At 39.5% G+C, this 16751-nt stretch carries 15 protein-coding genes; 4 read left to right on the top strand and 11 right to left on the bottom strand.

Translation table 11 applies throughout. The features are described from left to right. Positions 1–139: 139 nt before the first annotated feature. Complete coding sequence (locus AC0VZ5_RS16660; protein ID WP_475475006.1) at positions 140–2386, top strand: carbohydrate binding family 9 domain-containing protein; 2247 nt, start codon at positions 140–142, stop codon at positions 2384–2386. 92 nt (positions 2387–2478) lie between these two features. Here the strand turns inward: AC0VZ5_RS16660 and AC0VZ5_RS16655 are convergent, their stop codons facing one another. The 7 genes from AC0VZ5_RS16655 to AC0VZ5_RS16625 all read right to left on the bottom strand — a co-directional run bounded on the left by AC0VZ5_RS16655 (position 2479) and on the right by AC0VZ5_RS16625 (position 9291). Next, positions 2479–3183, bottom strand: coding sequence for a TorF family putative porin (locus tag AC0VZ5_RS16655; protein ID WP_138607893.1), 705 nt, complete (start codon positions 3181–3183; stop codon positions 2479–2481). 8 nt (positions 3184–3191) lie between these two features. Next, positions 3192–4409 (bottom strand): BCCT family transporter, encoded by a 1218-nt coding sequence (locus AC0VZ5_RS16650; RefSeq protein WP_178957193.1) that lies wholly within the window; start codon positions 4407–4409, stop codon positions 3192–3194. 165 nt (positions 4410–4574) lie between these two features. Next, the gene (gene betA, locus AC0VZ5_RS16645) at positions 4575–6242 is read right to left on the bottom strand and encodes a choline dehydrogenase (RefSeq protein WP_475475005.1); all 1668 of its coding nucleotides are present in this window, start codon (positions 6240–6242) and stop codon (positions 4575–4577) included. Positions 6243–6251: 9 nt separating this feature from the next. Then, entirely contained in the window at positions 6252–7715 is a 1464-nt protein-coding gene (betB, locus tag AC0VZ5_RS16640; protein WP_475475004.1) for a betaine-aldehyde dehydrogenase, read from the bottom strand. 1 nt (position 7716) lies between these two features. Continuing rightward, positions 7717–8292, bottom strand: a complete 576-nt coding sequence (betI, locus tag AC0VZ5_RS16635) for a transcriptional regulator BetI (protein WP_138607901.1) — start codon at positions 8290–8292, stop codon at positions 7717–7719. Between the two features lie 439 nt (positions 8293–8731). Then, complete coding sequence (locus AC0VZ5_RS16630) at positions 8732–9034, bottom strand: hypothetical protein (protein ID WP_138607903.1); 303 nt, start codon at positions 9032–9034, stop codon at positions 8732–8734. Next, entirely contained in the window at positions 9034–9291 is a 258-nt protein-coding gene (locus AC0VZ5_RS16625) for a DUF3081 domain-containing protein (protein WP_138607905.1), read from the bottom strand. The genes AC0VZ5_RS16630 and AC0VZ5_RS16625 overlap by 1 nt, the downstream gene beginning before the upstream one ends. A 146-nt stretch (positions 9292–9437) precedes the next feature. Between AC0VZ5_RS16625 and AC0VZ5_RS16620 the strand changes: the two genes are divergently transcribed. Continuing rightward, entirely contained in the window at positions 9438–10718 is a 1281-nt protein-coding gene (locus tag AC0VZ5_RS16620; protein ID WP_475475003.1) for a flavohemoglobin expression-modulating QEGLA motif protein, read from the top strand. Positions 10719–10790: 72 nt separating this feature from the next. Here the strand turns inward: AC0VZ5_RS16620 and AC0VZ5_RS16615 are convergent, their stop codons facing one another. The 4 genes from AC0VZ5_RS16615 to AC0VZ5_RS16600 form a co-directional block, all read right to left on the bottom strand. Continuing rightward, positions 10791–11594, bottom strand: a complete 804-nt coding sequence (locus AC0VZ5_RS16615) for a DUF1338 domain-containing protein (protein WP_178957188.1) — start codon at positions 11592–11594, stop codon at positions 10791–10793. A 27-nt stretch (positions 11595–11621) separates the two neighbouring features. Further along, positions 11622–13088: a succinylglutamate-semialdehyde dehydrogenase gene (gene astD / locus AC0VZ5_RS16610; RefSeq protein WP_198522652.1), complete on the bottom strand. Its 1467-nt coding sequence runs from the start codon at positions 13086–13088 to the stop codon at positions 11622–11624. A gap of 8 nt (positions 13089–13096) precedes the next feature. Beyond that, entirely contained in the window at positions 13097–14131 is a 1035-nt protein-coding gene (gene astA, locus AC0VZ5_RS16605) for an arginine N-succinyltransferase (protein ID WP_178957176.1), read from the bottom strand. Between the two features lie 69 nt (positions 14132–14200). Further along, entirely contained in the window at positions 14201–15406 is a 1206-nt protein-coding gene (locus tag AC0VZ5_RS16600; protein ID WP_290168121.1) for an aspartate aminotransferase family protein, read from the bottom strand. 190 nt (positions 15407–15596) lie between these two features. Between AC0VZ5_RS16600 and AC0VZ5_RS16595 the strand changes: the two genes are divergently transcribed. Next, the gene (locus AC0VZ5_RS16595; RefSeq protein ID WP_138608036.1) at positions 15597–16025 is read left to right on the top strand and encodes an Lrp/AsnC family transcriptional regulator; all 429 of its coding nucleotides are present in this window, start codon (positions 15597–15599) and stop codon (positions 16023–16025) included. Between the two features lie 254 nt (positions 16026–16279). Continuing rightward, entirely contained in the window at positions 16280–16657 is a 378-nt protein-coding gene (locus AC0VZ5_RS16590) for a hypothetical protein (protein ID WP_178957174.1), read from the top strand. The last annotated feature ends 94 nt before the right edge of the window (positions 16658–16751 follow it).

Here is a 16751-nt window from a genome sequence, read left to right as displayed (position 1 = left end):
ACTTCCCAACACTTATTATTAGTTTTTTGTTAATTTTATTACAAATATTAACGCGCAAGTATTAACAAACATATCTGTATAATTTACACTCCAGACCAAAGTTTACTTTTAACAAGTAAATAAACCTAAATGGATGTTTATGCAGTACTTTATACCTACAAAAATAATAAAATTGCTGTTGTTGACCAGCTTCAGCTTTGTTTTAACTCTCAGCCCCAATGCACTTGCCGATAAGCTTAATTATCAACTTGCACACATTAATAAAAACATTGATGTGGATGGCGTGCTTAACGAGCCGCATTGGCAACAAGCAACCCGCGTTGCGGTAAACTATCAAGATGAGCCGAATGAAAAAGGCACGCCACCGGTAAAAACCGATGCGTATATTTATGACGATGGTCATAATTTGTATGTAGCTTTTGTAGCTTATGACACCGATCCGAGTAAAATTCGTGCAGCGCTTCGTGATAGAGACACGCTTTGGCAAGATGACAATGTTGGTTTGGTAATTGATACCTTTAACGATGAGCGTACTGGCTATGAGTTTTATGTAAACCCACTGGGTGCTCAAGGCGACATTCGCATGACGGATACCGACGAGTGGGTGTCAGATTTATCCTGGGATGCTATTTGGGATAGTGCCGGTACCATAAACGAGGATGGTTACGTGGTTGAAATGCGTATTCCGTTTAAAGCACTGCGCTTTGCACAAAACCAAGCCGACTCTACTTGGGGCTTTTCGATGATGCGCAACTATCAGCGTGATGTGTTGTATCAATTATCAAGTACCGGCTTTGACCGTGATATTAAATGTAGTTTATGTCAGTTTGACAAAATAACTGGATTTAATAATTTAGCACCGAGTAAAAATCTGCAATTAACGCCAACCTTAACCGCATTAAGAAACGATCAAAAAACACAGGTACCTGGCAAATGGGATAACGGCGATGTAGATACAGAAGTAGGGCTCGATCTGCGTTGGGGTATTACTAAAGATGCAGTAATTAATGCCACCATAAACCCTGACTTTTCTCAGGTAGAAACCGATTCGTTAGAGCTGGATGTAAACACCACATATTCTATTTATTACGCTGAAAAACGCCCGTTTTTCTTAGATGGCGCGTCTTACTTTAAAAGTAATTTATTTGAACTGCTCTATACCCGCACCATAGCTGAGCCTAATATTGGCGCAAAGCTCACCGGTAAAACCGACAGCCATAGCTATGCGCTAATGTTTGCAGATGACGACAACAGTAATGTTTTACTGCCTAGTAACCAAGGGTCTGGTTTTGCCAGCCTAAATGATAAAACCAAGGCAGCGGTGGCGCGATACCAATATGATATTGGCCAACAAGGGACCATAGGAGTAACCACCACACATAGAGAAAGTAGCGACTACTATAATACGGTGTTATCGGTTGATGGTAGCTATTGGTTCAATCAGTCAGATACACTTAATTATCAAATAGCCAATGCTGATACCAACAACTCTAAATTTTTAGTTGATAACTACAATTTAGCAGAGTCTCAGTCTGATATGGCGTATGCATTAAAGCTGACTCGCGATAAGCGCGATTATAAGCTTTATGCAACGTATGACAATATTGGTGAGGATTACCGCACCGATTTAGGTTATCAAGAAAAAGTAGACTATGAAAAAGTAGGCTTTGGTGGCGGTCAAACTTGGTATGGTGATGAACATGACATGCTAACAACATGGTCATACACCGCCGATTGGGATAAAAGCTGGGCTCAAAATGGCGACTTGCTTGAAGAAGAATATGAAGGTTACATGACCTTTCAAGGTCAAAAGCAGTCTGTATTTGAGCTTGGTTTGTTAAATCGCTATGAAAACTATAATGGCAATTTTTATAACCAAAATATTGGTTATTTTTATACGGCTTTTAGGCCGACTAAAGATTTGAGATTATCGTTATACGCCGAATACGCAAGCCGTATAGATTATACCAATGAGCAGTTAGGTGATGTTTTAACTACACAATCACAGGCTGTTTGGGATATTAATAATCACTGGCAGTTAGATGTTAGACATAATTATAGTCATTTAGATGATTACCAAGGGCGACGCGTATTTACCGCAAACCTTGTAGATTTTAGGCTTTATTATAAGTTTAGTATGCGCGCTATGCTTAAGCTGATTTTACAGTTTGAAGATATAGACAGAAATGAAGATGCTTACTTTTATCAGGTAAGCGAAATCAACAAAGATTATGGTAGTCAGCTGGTTTACTCATATAAAATTAACGCACAAACGTTATTTTACTTAGGGTATTCAGATAAAGGTTATCAGGATGACTCGTTAAAAAGCATTGAGCGTGACCAACGTACTTTCTTTACGAAAGTCAGTTATGCGTGGCAGTTATAACGCTATAAATACTATAAAAGCAAGATTTTGCTAGGCAATAAAAAACACGCTACTGGGTAGCGTGTTTTTTTATAGAAAGCAAAAGCTAACTATTACAAGTCAAAAGTACGTGAGATAGCAAGTACAATTCGCTCATCTGCGTAATCGTAGTCTAAGCTGGTATTCTCAGCTGCTACTTCAATACCAAACCCTTCATAGCTTGTTTGGTACGCTAAGCGGTAATGATGATACGATTTATCGCCCTTAGCTTCATCCCACTGAAATTTATTGCCATCGAGTGAGTTTGAGATATCAAAGCTAGCACGAATTGCATGATTTGGAGCAATCTCGAAAGTGTGCGCAATCATCGAAATCACATGGCCTGTATCGTAGCCAAAGTAATCCCAGCTGTACCAAAAGTTAAGCTCTGTTTGACCGTAGTCACTGGCATAACCAAATTTAGTATACGCTTCTGCGTAGTTACCATCGCTGTTATTACCTTGGTAAGTGTAATAAGCAATACCGTAATCAAGGCTTACTTGTTCGTTTAACTGAATGTATCGGCCTACATAAGCATCTAGTTCGAAGTCTGTGTCATCACCAAAATCTACGTTTGATGCCCATACACCTGCATACACACCGTTATCGTACGCATAGTCGAGACTTGCTTGTAGCGCAGGGTCGTTATCTGTTTGAGTAACACCATTAAAGGTGTAATCAGAGGCGGCGGTAATCGTTGTTGACCAATTAGCTGCTGCTGTTGTTGATAAAACCGTTAATGGTAAAGCGATAAAAAGTTGTTTTAATTTATTGTTCATGTGATTTCCTAGCTGATAGTTTCTATTTTTGTGTAATCAATTTTATTCGCTTTAGGTGATCCTTCGATATTGCTGACTGTTTTAAATTTGCTGTAGGCAATAAAACCTAAGCAGATAAAGAATAAGCCAATAACTAAAGCACCAACCCATTGAATTTGCAAAAACTCAAGTTTAAATAACAGTGTCAATAATGATAAAGCGATAACGTTCATAGCAATATATTTAAACTTGCCTAAGCGTTTTACAGTTAAGTTTAAATTATCTGTGTATAAACGGATCAGTGAATCAAGCGAGTTTATAACAAACACGATACCTACAAACACCATGGCAAAGTTTTTGATGCCTGCAGTTGGAATACCCGCCTCGTGGTAGTGATATAACACACTAAACCAGATAGCGATTGGTATTGACGGGAAAATCAACATAGCGCCCAATACTTGGTATGTTTTTAAACCACCAACAAAACGCGATGTAAACTGACCAATCATGATGCTCCACGCAAACCACCAAAATAGATAAAACTCATGGTAATCATTCAGTGGTAATACAAATTCATTGATGTTGGCGAAGTAATTGCCAATTAAACCTATATTTTGAGTAAATGCAGAGAGTTCGCTATCGCCAAATAAGAAGGCATCAGCCCACATAAAACCAATTAATGCGATAAACAACCAAGTAGTGGCAATACTTAAAAAGCGTACGTATTTAATATCGGTACTTGAATACACCGCAAAACAAATAGCGGCAAGTACAATTAAGTAAAATGCTGGAATAACACTTGAACCATCACCAAGTTCTGGTATATACCACGGTAGATTGCTTAGCAGTAAGTATGCGGTAAACGCACAAGTACCAATAATGACCACGTTGTTTAAAAATTTAACCCATGGAATTTCAAAAAACTTCACTTTGGGCTCTATTACACAGAAATAAAAGCACGTAAGAAAATAAAATCCCCAAATTAAAAATCCCCAATAACCAAACTCAATAGAGAGCGGGTTGGCAAATGCATATTCTGGGCTTGCTTTTATGTCTGCATAACCGGCAAATTCGGTTAAAGGAAACATAATAAGGCCAACATCTAGGCCTGAGGTAAATAGGATTGCTATAAAGGTGAATGTTCTCACTGGTGTGACGCCTACTACGCGTACATTGCCCCATTTTATTAAAATAGTAACAATGGCAAGTAAGGTAAAAATAATGCCAGCATTAAGCCAAATAGTCATTATCGCCCTCCCAGAATGAATAAAAGTAACACATATATACTCCGTTTTTTATTGTGCTTGCATTAACACCGGCATAACCTATTTATGCTTGTGAGCCACTGCAAGGTACATAAAGGCACTCTTTAAGCATTTTGCTTACGAGAGAGGCCTTTATGACAGGCTAAATTAAAGGTTTTTATTTCGTTGTGTAGTTTGCCAATCAGTGGCATTCACAACATCAACTCCTGTATGAGCTAAGGGCTTATTTCCTAGAATAATATCCGCGGCTTTTTCGGCCACCATAATCGTAGGGGCATTTAAATTACCGTTCGGTATGGTCGGAAAAATTGACGAATCAACCACACGTAAGCTTTGTATGCCATGCACTTGAGTGTTTGAGTTAACCACGGCCATATCATCTTCACCCATTTTACAAGAGCAAGAAGGGTGATAAGCACTTTCTACGGCTTGGCGAACAAAGGCATCAATTTGCTCATCAGTTTGAACTTGTTGCCCTGGTTGAATTTCTTCACCACGAAATTGGTTAAATGCTGGTTGTTCAATGATTTCGCGTGTTAAACGTACGCACGCTCTAAAGCCTTCAATATCGTCTTGATGCTCTAGGTAATTAAATACAATTTTAGGTGGCTGTGTTGGATCAGCTGATGCAATAGTGACACTGCCTCGGCTCTTAGGCTTGTTATGGCCTACATGCACTTGAAAACCATGCCCTGCAAAAGCACTACGACCATCGTAACGCATAGCGGCCGGTAAAAAGTGATACTGTATGTCAGGCCATTCAACACCTGGCTTTGAGCGAATAAAGGCACATGATTCAAAATGATTAGTTGAGCCTAAGCCTTTGCGAGTTAGTAGCCATTTTGCGCCAATTAAACCTTTAGAAAACAAGCCTAACTTACCGTTTAAGGTAATTGGTTGTTTACACTTATATTGAAAGTAAAACTCTAAATGATCTTGCAGGTTTTGGCCTACACCTGGTAAGTGATGTTTTACTTCAACGCCTGCTTTCTCAAGTGCTTGAGTATCACCAATACCTGAAAGCTGTAGTAGGTGTGGTGAACCAATAGAGCCTGCGCTTAAGATAACTTCTTTATTTGCTTTTGCAGTTTTAACCGCGCCATTAAGCTTGTATTCAACGCCGGTTGCTTTTTTACCATCTAAAATAACGCGCTGGGCAAGAGCACCTGTAACGATTGTTAAGTTGCTACGATGCTTAATAGGATCTAAATATTCTCGAGAGGCTGAGCTACGCACACCGTTTTTAACGGTCATGTGCATAGGGCCAAAACCTTCTTGCTGAGCACTATTGTAGTCATTTGTTGTTGAATAACCGGCCTCTGCACCCGCTTCAATAAATGCAGTGTATAACGGGTTCTCCATGTTATTGCCGTTATTAACACCTAGCGGACCTTTGCCACCACGATGGCTATTTTCACCTAGGTAAAAGCTTTCTGCTTTTTTAAAATACGGTAAACACGCTTGGTAATCCCAGCCGTTAGCACCGTGCTGTTGCCATTCATCAAAATCTTTAGCGTGGCCACGCACATACACCATGCCATTAATCGATGATGAGCCGCCAAGAACTTTACCGCGTGGGCAATGCATTTCACGGTTATCTAGATGTGGCTCTGGTTGCGTATGAAATTGCCACGCAAACTTATCTGTATTCATTGGAATAGAGAGTGCCGTTGGCATTTTTATAAAGATGCTTTTATCGCTGCCGCCGGTTTCAAGTAACAATACCTTGTTACTTGAATCTTCAGACAAGCGATTTGCTAACACACAGCCTGCTGAGCCCGCACCTACAATAATATAATCAAAAGAGTGGTTCATGATAATTCCTTAAAACGGGCTTTCTATGTCGGCCATGCCAACATAAATAGATTTAGTTTGTGTGTAATGATCTAGAGTCTCTATGCCATTTTCACGACCAATACCCGATTGCTTATAACCACCCACTGGCATCTCTGCTGGTGAGTTACCGTAAGCATTAATCCAACAAATACCGGCTTGCAGTTGATGAATTACGCGATGAGCGCGTTTAATGTCGCTGGTGAAAACGCCTGCAGCTAAACCTAAGTGAGTGCCGTTAGCACGTGCAATTACATCATCTTCATCATCAAAGACTAAAACGCTCATTACAGGGCCAAAAATCTCTTCTTTAACGATAGTCATTTCATCATTGCAATCAACAAACACAGTCGGCGCTACAAAATAGCCATTTGGCGCTGCTTCTGGAGAAAGCGTTGAACCACCTGTTAATAGTGTTGCGCCTTCTTCAAGGCCTTTATTAATGTAGCTCATTACTAAATCTTGATGCTTTTTAGAAATAAGCGCGCCAAAGTTAGTGTTTAGATCTTGTGGGTCGCCGGCAATAATATTGTTTTCAGTGCGTGTTTTAAGTTCATCAATAAATTGTTGGTAAACATTTTTGTGTACGTAAATACGGGTACAGTTAGTGCAAATTTCACCTTGGGTATAAAAGTTACCTAGCATAGCGGCACTTACTGCTTGCTCTATATTGGCATCATCAAATACTAGTAATGGCGATTTACCACCGAGCTCCATAGTCACATCTTTTAATGTGCCTGCAGCACTGGCTACAACTTTTTTACCGGTACCTACTTCACCAGTAAACGATACTTTATCAATATCTTGATGTGCAGTAAGCCATTGACCTACTTCGCCCGCGCCTTGCACTACATTAAATACGCCAGCAGGAACACCTGCTTCAATAAACACTTCGGCTAATTTAATTGCGCCAAGTGGTGTTTCTTCAGATGGCTTAAAAATAAATGCATTACCCGCTGCAAGAGCAGGACCTGACTTCCAACATGCAATTTGTAATGGGTAGTTCCATGCACCAATACCTGCACAAATACCTAGAGGTTCTTTGCGAGTATAATAAAAATCATCGCCAACCATTTGCTGTTGACCAACTTGTGCAGGGGCAAGGCCTGCAAAATATTCAATAACATCTGCGCCTGTTTCAATATCTACGCAGTTAGCTTCTTGCATTGGTTTACCAGTATCGAGCACTTCAACCAGTGCAAGATCATCATTGCGCTCGCGTAAAATAGCAACGGCGTTTAATAAAATACGGCTGCGCTCAATAGGGGTCATCGCTGACCAAACTTTAAAGCCTTGTTTTGCACTTTCTATCGCTGCGTTTTGAACATACTCATCAGCGACTTCAACGGCATAAATCACCTGGCCGGTTGCAGGGTTTACTACATCAAATGTTTCGCCGCTTTTATTCGCAAGGAATTGGCCGTTGATAAAGTTTTGATAAATAGGTGTAGTCACGTTAGGCTCCATATTGCTTGATAAGTGAATGCACGTAGTTTTTAGCCAGTGATTCACTGTGTTTAAACTGATTTTCGTCTGATTGGCTTAATACGGCACGAAGCCATAAGCCATCAATCATTGCTGCGGTTAATTCGGCCGCGAGTGTCGCTTGCGCCAAAGGCATTAATTGCTTAAATGAAACGGTTAAATTGCTCTGCAAGCGTTTGCTGTTTACTTTTTGTAAACGATGAAGTTCCTTATCGTGCATTGATTGCGCCCAAAAACTTAGCCACGTCCGAGTGGTATCTTTTCGTTGTTGTACTAGCGCAAAGTTTGATTCAACAATAAACATTAACCTTTGAGTTGCAGTGGTGTTTTCATCAACTTTATTAATTAAGTCGTCTTTCAAGTTCGAGAGTAAATAACGCACAGTTGCTTCAATTAGCCCCTGTTTCCCACCAAAGTAATGACTAATTATGCCTGATGACATTCCAGCATTTTTACTAATGCTATTAATTGTAGTCGCTTGAAGCCCTTTTTGAGCAACTGATTCTATAGTCGCGTCAATTAGCTGCTGACGCCTTACAGGTTCCATTCCAACTTTGGGCATAATTTTTATTAATTGAACGTTCAATAAAGATTAAGCTTAAGGTAATAGCTCTAACAATTCAAGGCTTGTGTAAATAGCAAGAGAGTAAAGTATGGATAAATGATTAACAAAATGAGTATTAAATGATGCAAAATTAACAACATAATGATTTATATAAAATCAATAAATAACAGTGGGTTATATTTGTTTTTTGTGTTTGCTTATATAGTGTAATTAATTATTTACGAGGTAAGAGAAACTTTTAGTGATTTATTTGTTAGTGCGTTAACTATTAGAGTACTAATTGTATTTTTTACCAGCAGGGTAGTTATGTGAAGGTAAAACGAATATATCTGTTTTTCCGATGAAATACCGATTATATAAAGGGAGATGGGAGGTAAATTAACCGAATGTTAACCTAAGAAGGGGTAAAGCAAGGTGCTGTTTAGGTTTCAACAACACCTTTAAATAGAAGGGGATAACGTCTCAAGCGATTGCCAATATAATCATCGGCCATGATCTGTTCACAAATTTCGTCGATGTTATCAGTAGCTTCAAACACCCAATCAAAACGTTCAATCGCGAGCAAAAAACCGCGCTTTAAGTGTGTTTGTTCGCGGTAATAAGCAAGGTTATTTTTTATCAGTTGCAGCTTTTCAGGTTCAGCTTTTAATTGCGCAATAACTTGGTGAATAAACTGTAAATTGCGTGAACCAGTTGGCCTATTTCGTCTATTTGTTGGTCGCATTACTCTTCGTTAGCTATGTTGTAAAGTTTCTTCAAAAAGTCGTCTTTGTGTTTGTCATGTTCATAATCTAAGTGATAGGTATTATGAAATCCAAAACGTAATAATACCCCACTGCCTTGTAAGTAAACGGTATAGCCGTCAATATCAGAAAATGCAGTGACCCCCTGATAAAGCTTACCTTCTTCTGTGGTTTTACCACGTTGCTGGATACGTTCGTAAACCGCTAGAATCTGTTTGTTGTCGATTTCATTTTTCATTGTTTATACCTTTTATTTATTCTCTCATACGGGGTAGATATGCGGGTCGATCATCATAAAAACAATAGTCAAGAATGTGCGATATTGCTTTGTTATTTTCAATTTATAAATTATGCTCAAAGTTCACTTTATGCTGAGCTTTTACCATGATAGACAAAGCGTTACTTTTAAAAACTCGTGAATTATCCGACCAACTTATTGCACTGCAAACCCCCATTAGAATACTCGATGCAATTAATTGGGATAAACAGACTAAAGAAGAGTTTTTTAGGCAAAAATGTCAAAAAAATCCTCTGATAGATCGTGCCTATTACCAACAGCGCGATTTAGGACTTGTGCCTAGTGAGTTGCGCCAAGCATTTTCAACACTGCATCGTAATATTATTAATCAGTTGGGACAATTAAACCCAATAACCCAATATATGGGTAAAATGTGTGGTGAATATAAAACAGTGCTTAATATGCTGGAGCATCGAGGCACTGCCGAATTTCATGACTTGTCGGTAGAGCTTTTTGGTCATCCAAAAGATCTTTTTCATGCCGGTGAACCTTCGTTATCTGAGCTTGCTAATATGCTTGAGCAGCCATTAAAAAGTTTGCTTGATGCGAATATTTTGCCTGAAGATCCTAAAAATATTGATGCCAGTGATGCGGTGCGGATTTTATCTGAACAAGTTAATGCCAGTATGCAAGGCATTAATGTGGAAGTAATGCTTAGTGATGGAATTGTCAGTGATGCCGCAGCAGGAGCTAACAATATAAAGCTTAATCAAGATGTTAAGTTTTCTCAGCGCGAATTAGATATTTTAGAGGTACACGAGGGCTGGATCCATGTAGGCACCACTCAAAATGGATTAGCGCAACCTTATTTAACTTGTTTGAGTAAAGGCACGCCAAGCTCTACCGTTACCCAAGAAGGGCTTGCAGTACTGACCGAAATAATTACTCTTAAATCAACACCACGTCGCTTATCAAAATTAGTAAACCGTATTCAAGCGGTCACCAAAGTGATTGATGGTGCTGAGTTTGTAGATATATACCGAGATTATGTAGCACAAGGGTTATCAAAAGACGACAGCTACACCCTTGCACAGCGTGTATTTAGAGGTAGCACCGCAACCGGCTTACCGTTTACTAAAGACATTGCTTATATAAAAGGCTTTGTATTGGTTTATAACTTAATTCGGGTGGCGATACAGCTTGGCAGAATTGACCAATTACCGCTATTGCTGGTGGGTAAAATATCAATTGATGACTTTAGGTTAATATCGCAACTACATGATTTAGGTGTGATTGAAAACCCGCAATTTGTGCCGCCTCATTTTAAAGATTTAAGAGGACTTGCTACGTGGCTGAGCTTTGGTCGTTTTATTGGTAATTTGTCATTTGAACAATTAGAAAACGACTACAAGCCGTTGTTTTTATGATTTATAAGTGAGCTTTTTCTCAGAAACAAAAAAAGCCCAAAAATGGGCTTTTTTTAATTTAGCACAACACAGTTAACGTGCGTTGGTGCTCTCGAAAATTTTATCTGCAGAGGCTGCAACAAATCCAGTGTAAATTTCACCATCTGGTTTTGGATAACGAATAGCAAACTCGTAAAAACAGCTAGGAATGCGCATATCGCCATCGCAAAAGGTCACAGCGTATTCATCAGCTAATGTTGATGATTGCTCTAGTAGCACCTCTGGTGAGCCTTTTACTTCGCCTCCTGAGGTATTAAGTGCAAAACCTGCATCTTTAAGAGCTTGGTTTACATCATGGATGTTATCAAATTTAGCTAAGGTATTAATGTTCACAGTAAAATGATTTGCACGGTAACCCCACGCAGACATCCACGCTGCATATTCGCTCTCAGCTAATAACTTTTTGTATGTATCGGTGCTTACTTGCCAATGTGTGCCTGAATATAAAAAGTTATCGGCAGTCACAGCGCTTTCGTCAATTTGTGCCACCATATCCGTAACGATAGCTTGTAGTTCAGGCGAACATTTTTCAACTAATAATTCAGAAATAAACACTTTAGGCTGTGTCGGATCGCTATGCTCATAATGCTTGGCGTAGAGCTTTTTTGCTTCAAAGTGGTACTCACCACATTCTTTATAACCAATAGCTAAAAAGTGCGCAGCTAGTTTTTCAAGGCCTACTTTTTCTATGTTAAAAGTACGCAAAGCAATATGATCGTTAATAATGTCGTCTTTTTGCGTTGAGCCTAATAAGTCATGAATTTTATCAGCTGATGGCGTTACGGTTAGGTAGTTTTGCCATAAGTTATCAAATAATGTGTTTACATCAGTATGCATGGTAAATCCTTAAATTTTCTAAAATTGTTATTCAATTATTAAGCCCGGCGCGAGGGTTTGCGGTAAATTAACTTTTTCTGACTCTACTGAGGCCACTGGGTATGCGCAGTAATCAGCAGCATAGTATGCACTAGCTCTGTGGTTACCACTGGCACCTATGCCACCAAATGGCGCTGCGCTTGATGCGCCAGTAATAGGGCGGTTCCAGTTAACAATACCGGCACGAATACGTTTTAAAAAGTGGCTGTAATCATCTTCGCTGTCTGCAAGTAAACCTGCAGATAAACCAAAGCTGGTGTTATTCGCCTCTGCTATAGCGCTATCAAAGTCAGTGTAGCGGTATACTTTAATTAGCGGGCCAAAGTGTTCTTCATCAGCGATTTCATCGATATTAGTGACATCAATAATACCAGGGCTGACAAACCCAGTGCCTGGTTTTAATTGTTTAAGCTCAACGAGTACCTCAGCACCTTGTTTAACTAGGTCAGCTTGCGCTGCAACCATGCCTAAGGCGGCTTTTTCACTGATCATGGCACCCATAAATGGTTGTTCGGCTGCAAAGCTATCATCTACAAGAATATTTTTGGTTGCGCTGATCAGCTTTTCTAAAATCGCATCGCCATTGGCTGATTTTTCAATAAATAATCGACGTGAACAAGTACAACGCTGACCCGAAGTAATAAAGCCCGATTGAATAATATCGTGAACGGCGGCGCTCACATCAGCAACATCTTTAACCACCAGCGGATTGTTACCGCCCATTTCAAGCGCTAAGATTTTACCTGGATGGCCTGCAAATTGTTTATGTAATAAATGGCCTGTGTTTGAGCTACCAGTAAAAAATAAGCCATCGATATCTTGATGTGAGGCAAGTGCTTTACCTGTTTCTAGTTCACCTTGAACAAGGTTTATAACCCCAGCAGGTAAGCCTGCTTTTAGCCACAGCTCTAAAGTAAACTGCGCTACATGAGGAGTTAATTCAGATGGTTTAAACACCACGGTATTACCCGCTAATATAGCAGGGACTATATGACCGTTTGGTAAATGCCCAGGGAAATTATACGGGCCAAAAATAGCCACTACACCATGTGGTTTATGGCGAATAAAGGCTTTTGCGCCAGGCATTGGGTTTTCGGTTGTGCCAGTACGTTCATTGTAAGCACGGATAGAAATAGCAACCTTGCCTGTCATCGCACCGACTTCTGTGCGTGTTTCCCATAATGGTTTACCTGTTTCACGAGCAATAATGCTAGCAAATTCTTCGCTGTGTTCTTTTAATTGGGCAACGAAGTTTTCTAAAATGGTAATACGTTGTTCAATTGGCATATCGGCCCATTGAATTTGCGCAGCTCTTGCCGCTTCTATGGCACTGCTAACTTGTTCGGGGCTGGCGCCATTACCTTGCCAAACAATTTCGCCATTACTTGGGTTAACAGAATTAAAAGCAGGGCCTTGGCCTGCGTGCCATTGGTTATTAATTAGTTGTGTGTTCATAAATAGTGTTACAGGCGGAAAAATCGCGCTGCATCTCCTTGATTTAAATGAAGTGCATCAGCTACTTCTTGGCTGATAACTAAGGTGTGCTTTGCTTGATTATAATGAGCGTGTTTAGTGAACGTGGCTCTAAAGTCGCTAACTCCTTGATTACAAATAGCAAGGGTATCTGAGCTTTGCTCATTAATATGTTCAAGTTCACCAATGGTAATAGGGCAAACCTGTGAATCACGAATACTGCGAATATTACCGAGCTTTGCCTCTACCGTGGGGCCTGCGTCAAATAAATCAACGTAGCCACGATGTTCAAACCCTTCTTTTTCAAGTAACTTAAGTGCAGGCTTGGTTTTATCATGGACATGGCCAATCACCGCTTGTGCATTTTTACTTAGTAAGTTTACATAGATAGGGTATTTGGGCATAAGCTCGCTAATAAATACTTTATCGCCTAAGCCTACTAAGTGGTCGGCTTGTGGAAATTCAATACTAAAAAAGTGTTCTTGTAACCATTGCCAAAATGGAGAGTGCCCCTGGTCATCACTCACGCCACGCATTTCAGCAATTACAGTGTCGGCAAAGCGTTCACTATGCTGTGCCATAAATAAAAAGCGTGAACGTGATAAAAATCGACCTGTTAAGCCTTTTCTGCTGTCTTCACGTAAAAATAAAGTACATATTTCTGAGCAACCAGTGTAGTCATTACACATACTTAAAATATCAACGGTATTGTAAACGCCTAAAGTGGGTGAATGATGGACGGTTTTACCTAAATGGTAATGGTACAAAGGTACAGACAAGCCGACGGCTGCTTCAATGGCGGTAGTACCAATTACTTTGCCAGTGTCACTGTCTTCTAAAACAAATAAATAGCTTTCGTCGATAGGCTTATCAACGTTTTTAGTAAAGCTGTTTTGTGCACGGTCTATTTTTTCTTGTAGTTGCCCATCATCGACAGGTAAAGAGGTAAAACCATGGCCTGATTCAATGGCAATCTCTTTAAGTGCTGCAAAATCATTGACAGTAATAGGACGTAATACTTGCATTAATTACTTGCTCCGATAAAGCCCTGAGGTAAACATTTATCTCAGGGCTTAATATGTTTTACTTAGTGATTAACCGTTTACAACTTCGCTCACTGCTTTTTCAAAGCGAGCTAAGCCTTCTTTAATATCTTCAAATGGGATCACTAATGAAGGCGTAAAGCGGATAACGTTCATTCCGGCGACTAAATTCATTAAACCGTTGTTAGCACTTGCGACTAAAAAGTCGCGAGCACGGCCTTCAAACTTCTCATTTAATACCGCACCAATCAGTAAGCCTTTACCGCGTACTTCACTAAATACATGGTATTTTTCGTTAATAGTATTTAGACCATCACGGAACATTTGCTCACGTTCTTTTACGCCATTTAAAACCGCAGGGGTATTTACTGTGTCAAATGCAGCTTCTGCAACAGCACATGCCAATGGGTTACCACCGTAGGTAGAACCATGAGTGCCTATTTTTAGGTGAGCTGCAATGTCAGTAGTGGTGATCATCGCGCCAATTGGGAAACCGCCACCTAATGCTTTAGCCGTGGTTAAAATGTCAGGAATAACATCTAGGCCTTCGTATGCGTATAAGTGACCTGTACGGCCAACACCCGTTTGCACTTCATCAAAAATTAGCAGTGCGTTATGCTTAGTACACAGTTCACGTACTTTTTGTGCAAATTCATTGGTTGGTGGCACAATACCGCCTTCACCTTGTAATGGCTCCATCATTACCGCACAAGTATCATCACCGATTAAGGCTTCAAAAGCGGCAATATCATTGTAATCACAATGAACAATATCAGCAGGTTTTGGACCAAAACCATCAGAGTAAGCGGCTTGGCCTCCCACTGTTACAGTGAAAAAAGTACGGCCATGAAAGCCTTTATTAAAAGCGATAATTTTAGATTTTTCAGCACCAAATTTATCCAGTGCAAAGCGACGCGCTAATTTTAAAGCCGCTTCGTTTGCTTCAGCTCCTGAGTTTGCAAAGTAAACTTTTTCAGCAAAGGTCGCATCAACCATTTTTTTAGCTAAGCGAAGTGCTGGCTCATTGGTCATTACATTTGCTAAGTGCCAAATTTTCTCGCCTTGCTCTTTAAGTGCGCCTACTAATGCAGGGTGGCAATGACCTAAACAATTAACCGCAATACCACCGGCAAAATCGATAAATTCGTTATTATTTTGATCCCACACGCGTGAGCCTTCACCACGAACCGGAATAACTGCAGATGGGTTGTAGTTAGGGACCATTACGTCGTTAAATAAATCTCTGGTTACTTGCATTTTTACACCTAAATTAATCACATAAAAAAATACGTTGCTGAAAAATAACGCTAAGCTCAGGCTTATTCAGCAATACAATGCGTTTTACTTGTTAAAAGTGTCATTATCAAAGGTTATGAATTAAATTTGCAGTGCTATTTTGTGAAAAATGATTAGAATAATGGTCAAATCAACGAAACTTATTAGCATTATGATAACTCCCCAAGATGAAAAGTTACTATCAGTATTAAAAATGAACGCTCGAGCGAGTATTTCTGATCTAGCTCGGCATTTAAATTTATCACGCTCAACAGTGCAAAGCCGTATGCTCAAGTTGGAGCAAAGTGGGGTAATTAAAGGGTATAGCGTTGACTTTGGTGATGATTTTTTAAATAGCTTGGTTTCTGCGCACGTCTCTATAAAGGTTATGCAGAAGCTAACGACAAAAACCAACGTAGAGTTAAAGCAAATAGATGCTATATCTCAGTTGTATGCAATTAGTGGTGAGTTTGATTTAATTGCCATTGTTGAGGCTCAAAACCTTGAGCAGTTGAGCCATTTACTTGACGATATAGGTAATCTCGATGGCGTAGAGCGTACTCGTTCATCGGTTATTTTAGAAACTAAATTTAAGCGTTAATTTGATTGTTTATCACCATTCAGTGAGTATTAATTATTTGCATTTAAGCCTACTTAATTGTAATCTTCTCATTATTAGGAACAAGGATTGTTTTTACCAAATCAATAGGCTCTTCGCCTCTTCGTTTGCCACAATCCCCAAGTATTGAATAAACCTGATAAATATACTTATTACATATATAAACCTTAGTTGGTTATACTATGTAAAACAGGGTGTTTTGGAAAAACTGCTCAAACACATTACAAGGAAATGTTATGAAATACACAACACTAGTTGCTGCAGCCTTATTAATAATAGGTGGCTCATATTTAAGTGCGAAGGCCACTTTATTTGACTCAAGCGATAATATAACGGTTGAAACTTACAGCGATATATTTTTCAAACTAGAATCCTCTCCCATCAATATTGATGAGATTATTACTGGTGCGAGTCAGTTTGCCAATAGCTTATGTGATGAAAGTATTTATCAAGAAGTCATTGGAGAGTCAGTAAACTCATGCAAGCAAAAATTCAAACAATCACAAGCGCAGTGTGCTGACTTTATTACAAAAAATAGTGAGGTTATGTACACTGATAAAGTGGCTATAACGCTGGTATCTGAAAAATTTATAAATTGCATGACTAATAGTTAGGTTTCCTTTATTTAAGATTAGTAATAAAAATCTCCCTGAGCTGGCAGGCATTAATAAAACCTAGCATATTCCACGGCGTGGTCTATGCTGAATT

Source organism: Pseudoalteromonas sp. QJM3NY_12 (assembly GCF_056173165.1).
Note: the sequence above shows the minus strand (reverse complement) of the source record. Positions and strands in the feature narration are given on the sequence as shown.

Coding starts and splice junctions, on each gene's coding strand:
- AC0VZ5_RS16660 (WP_475475006.1), top strand. CDS start 140: ATGCAGTACTTTATACCTACAAAAATAATAAAATTGCTGTTGTTGACC.
- AC0VZ5_RS16655 (WP_138607893.1), bottom strand. CDS start 3,183: ATGAACAATAAATTAAAACAACTTTTTATCGCTTTACCATTAACGGTT.
- AC0VZ5_RS16650 (WP_178957193.1), bottom strand. CDS start 4,409: ATGACTATTTGGCTTAATGCTGGCATTATTTTTACCTTACTTGCCATT.
- betA (WP_475475005.1), bottom strand. CDS start 6,242: ATGAACCACTCTTTTGATTATATTATTGTAGGTGCGGGCTCAGCAGGC.
- betI (WP_138607901.1), bottom strand. CDS start 8,292: ATGGAACCTGTAAGGCGTCAGCAGCTAATTGACGCGACTATAGAATCA.
- AC0VZ5_RS16630 (WP_138607903.1), bottom strand. CDS start 9,034: ATGCGACCAACAAATAGACGAAATAGGCCAACTGGTTCACGCAATTTA.
- AC0VZ5_RS16625 (WP_138607905.1), bottom strand. CDS start 9,291: ATGAAAAATGAAATCGACAACAAACAGATTCTAGCGGTTTACGAACGT.
- AC0VZ5_RS16620 (WP_475475003.1), top strand. CDS start 9,438: ATGATAGACAAAGCGTTACTTTTAAAAACTCGTGAATTATCCGACCAA.
- AC0VZ5_RS16615 (WP_178957188.1), bottom strand. CDS start 11,594: ATGCATACTGATGTAAACACATTATTTGATAACTTATGGCAAAACTAC.
- astD (WP_198522652.1), bottom strand. CDS start 13,088: ATGAACACACAACTAATTAATAACCAATGGCACGCAGGCCAAGGCCCT.
- astA (WP_178957176.1), bottom strand. CDS start 14,131: ATGCAAGTATTACGTCCTATTACTGTCAATGATTTTGCAGCACTTAAA.
- AC0VZ5_RS16600 (WP_290168121.1), bottom strand. CDS start 15,406: ATGCAAGTAACCAGAGATTTATTTAACGACGTAATGGTCCCTAACTAC.
- AC0VZ5_RS16595 (WP_138608036.1), top strand. CDS start 15,597: ATGATAACTCCCCAAGATGAAAAGTTACTATCAGTATTAAAAATGAAC.
- AC0VZ5_RS16590 (WP_178957174.1), top strand. CDS start 16,280: ATGAAATACACAACACTAGTTGCTGCAGCCTTATTAATAATAGGTGGC.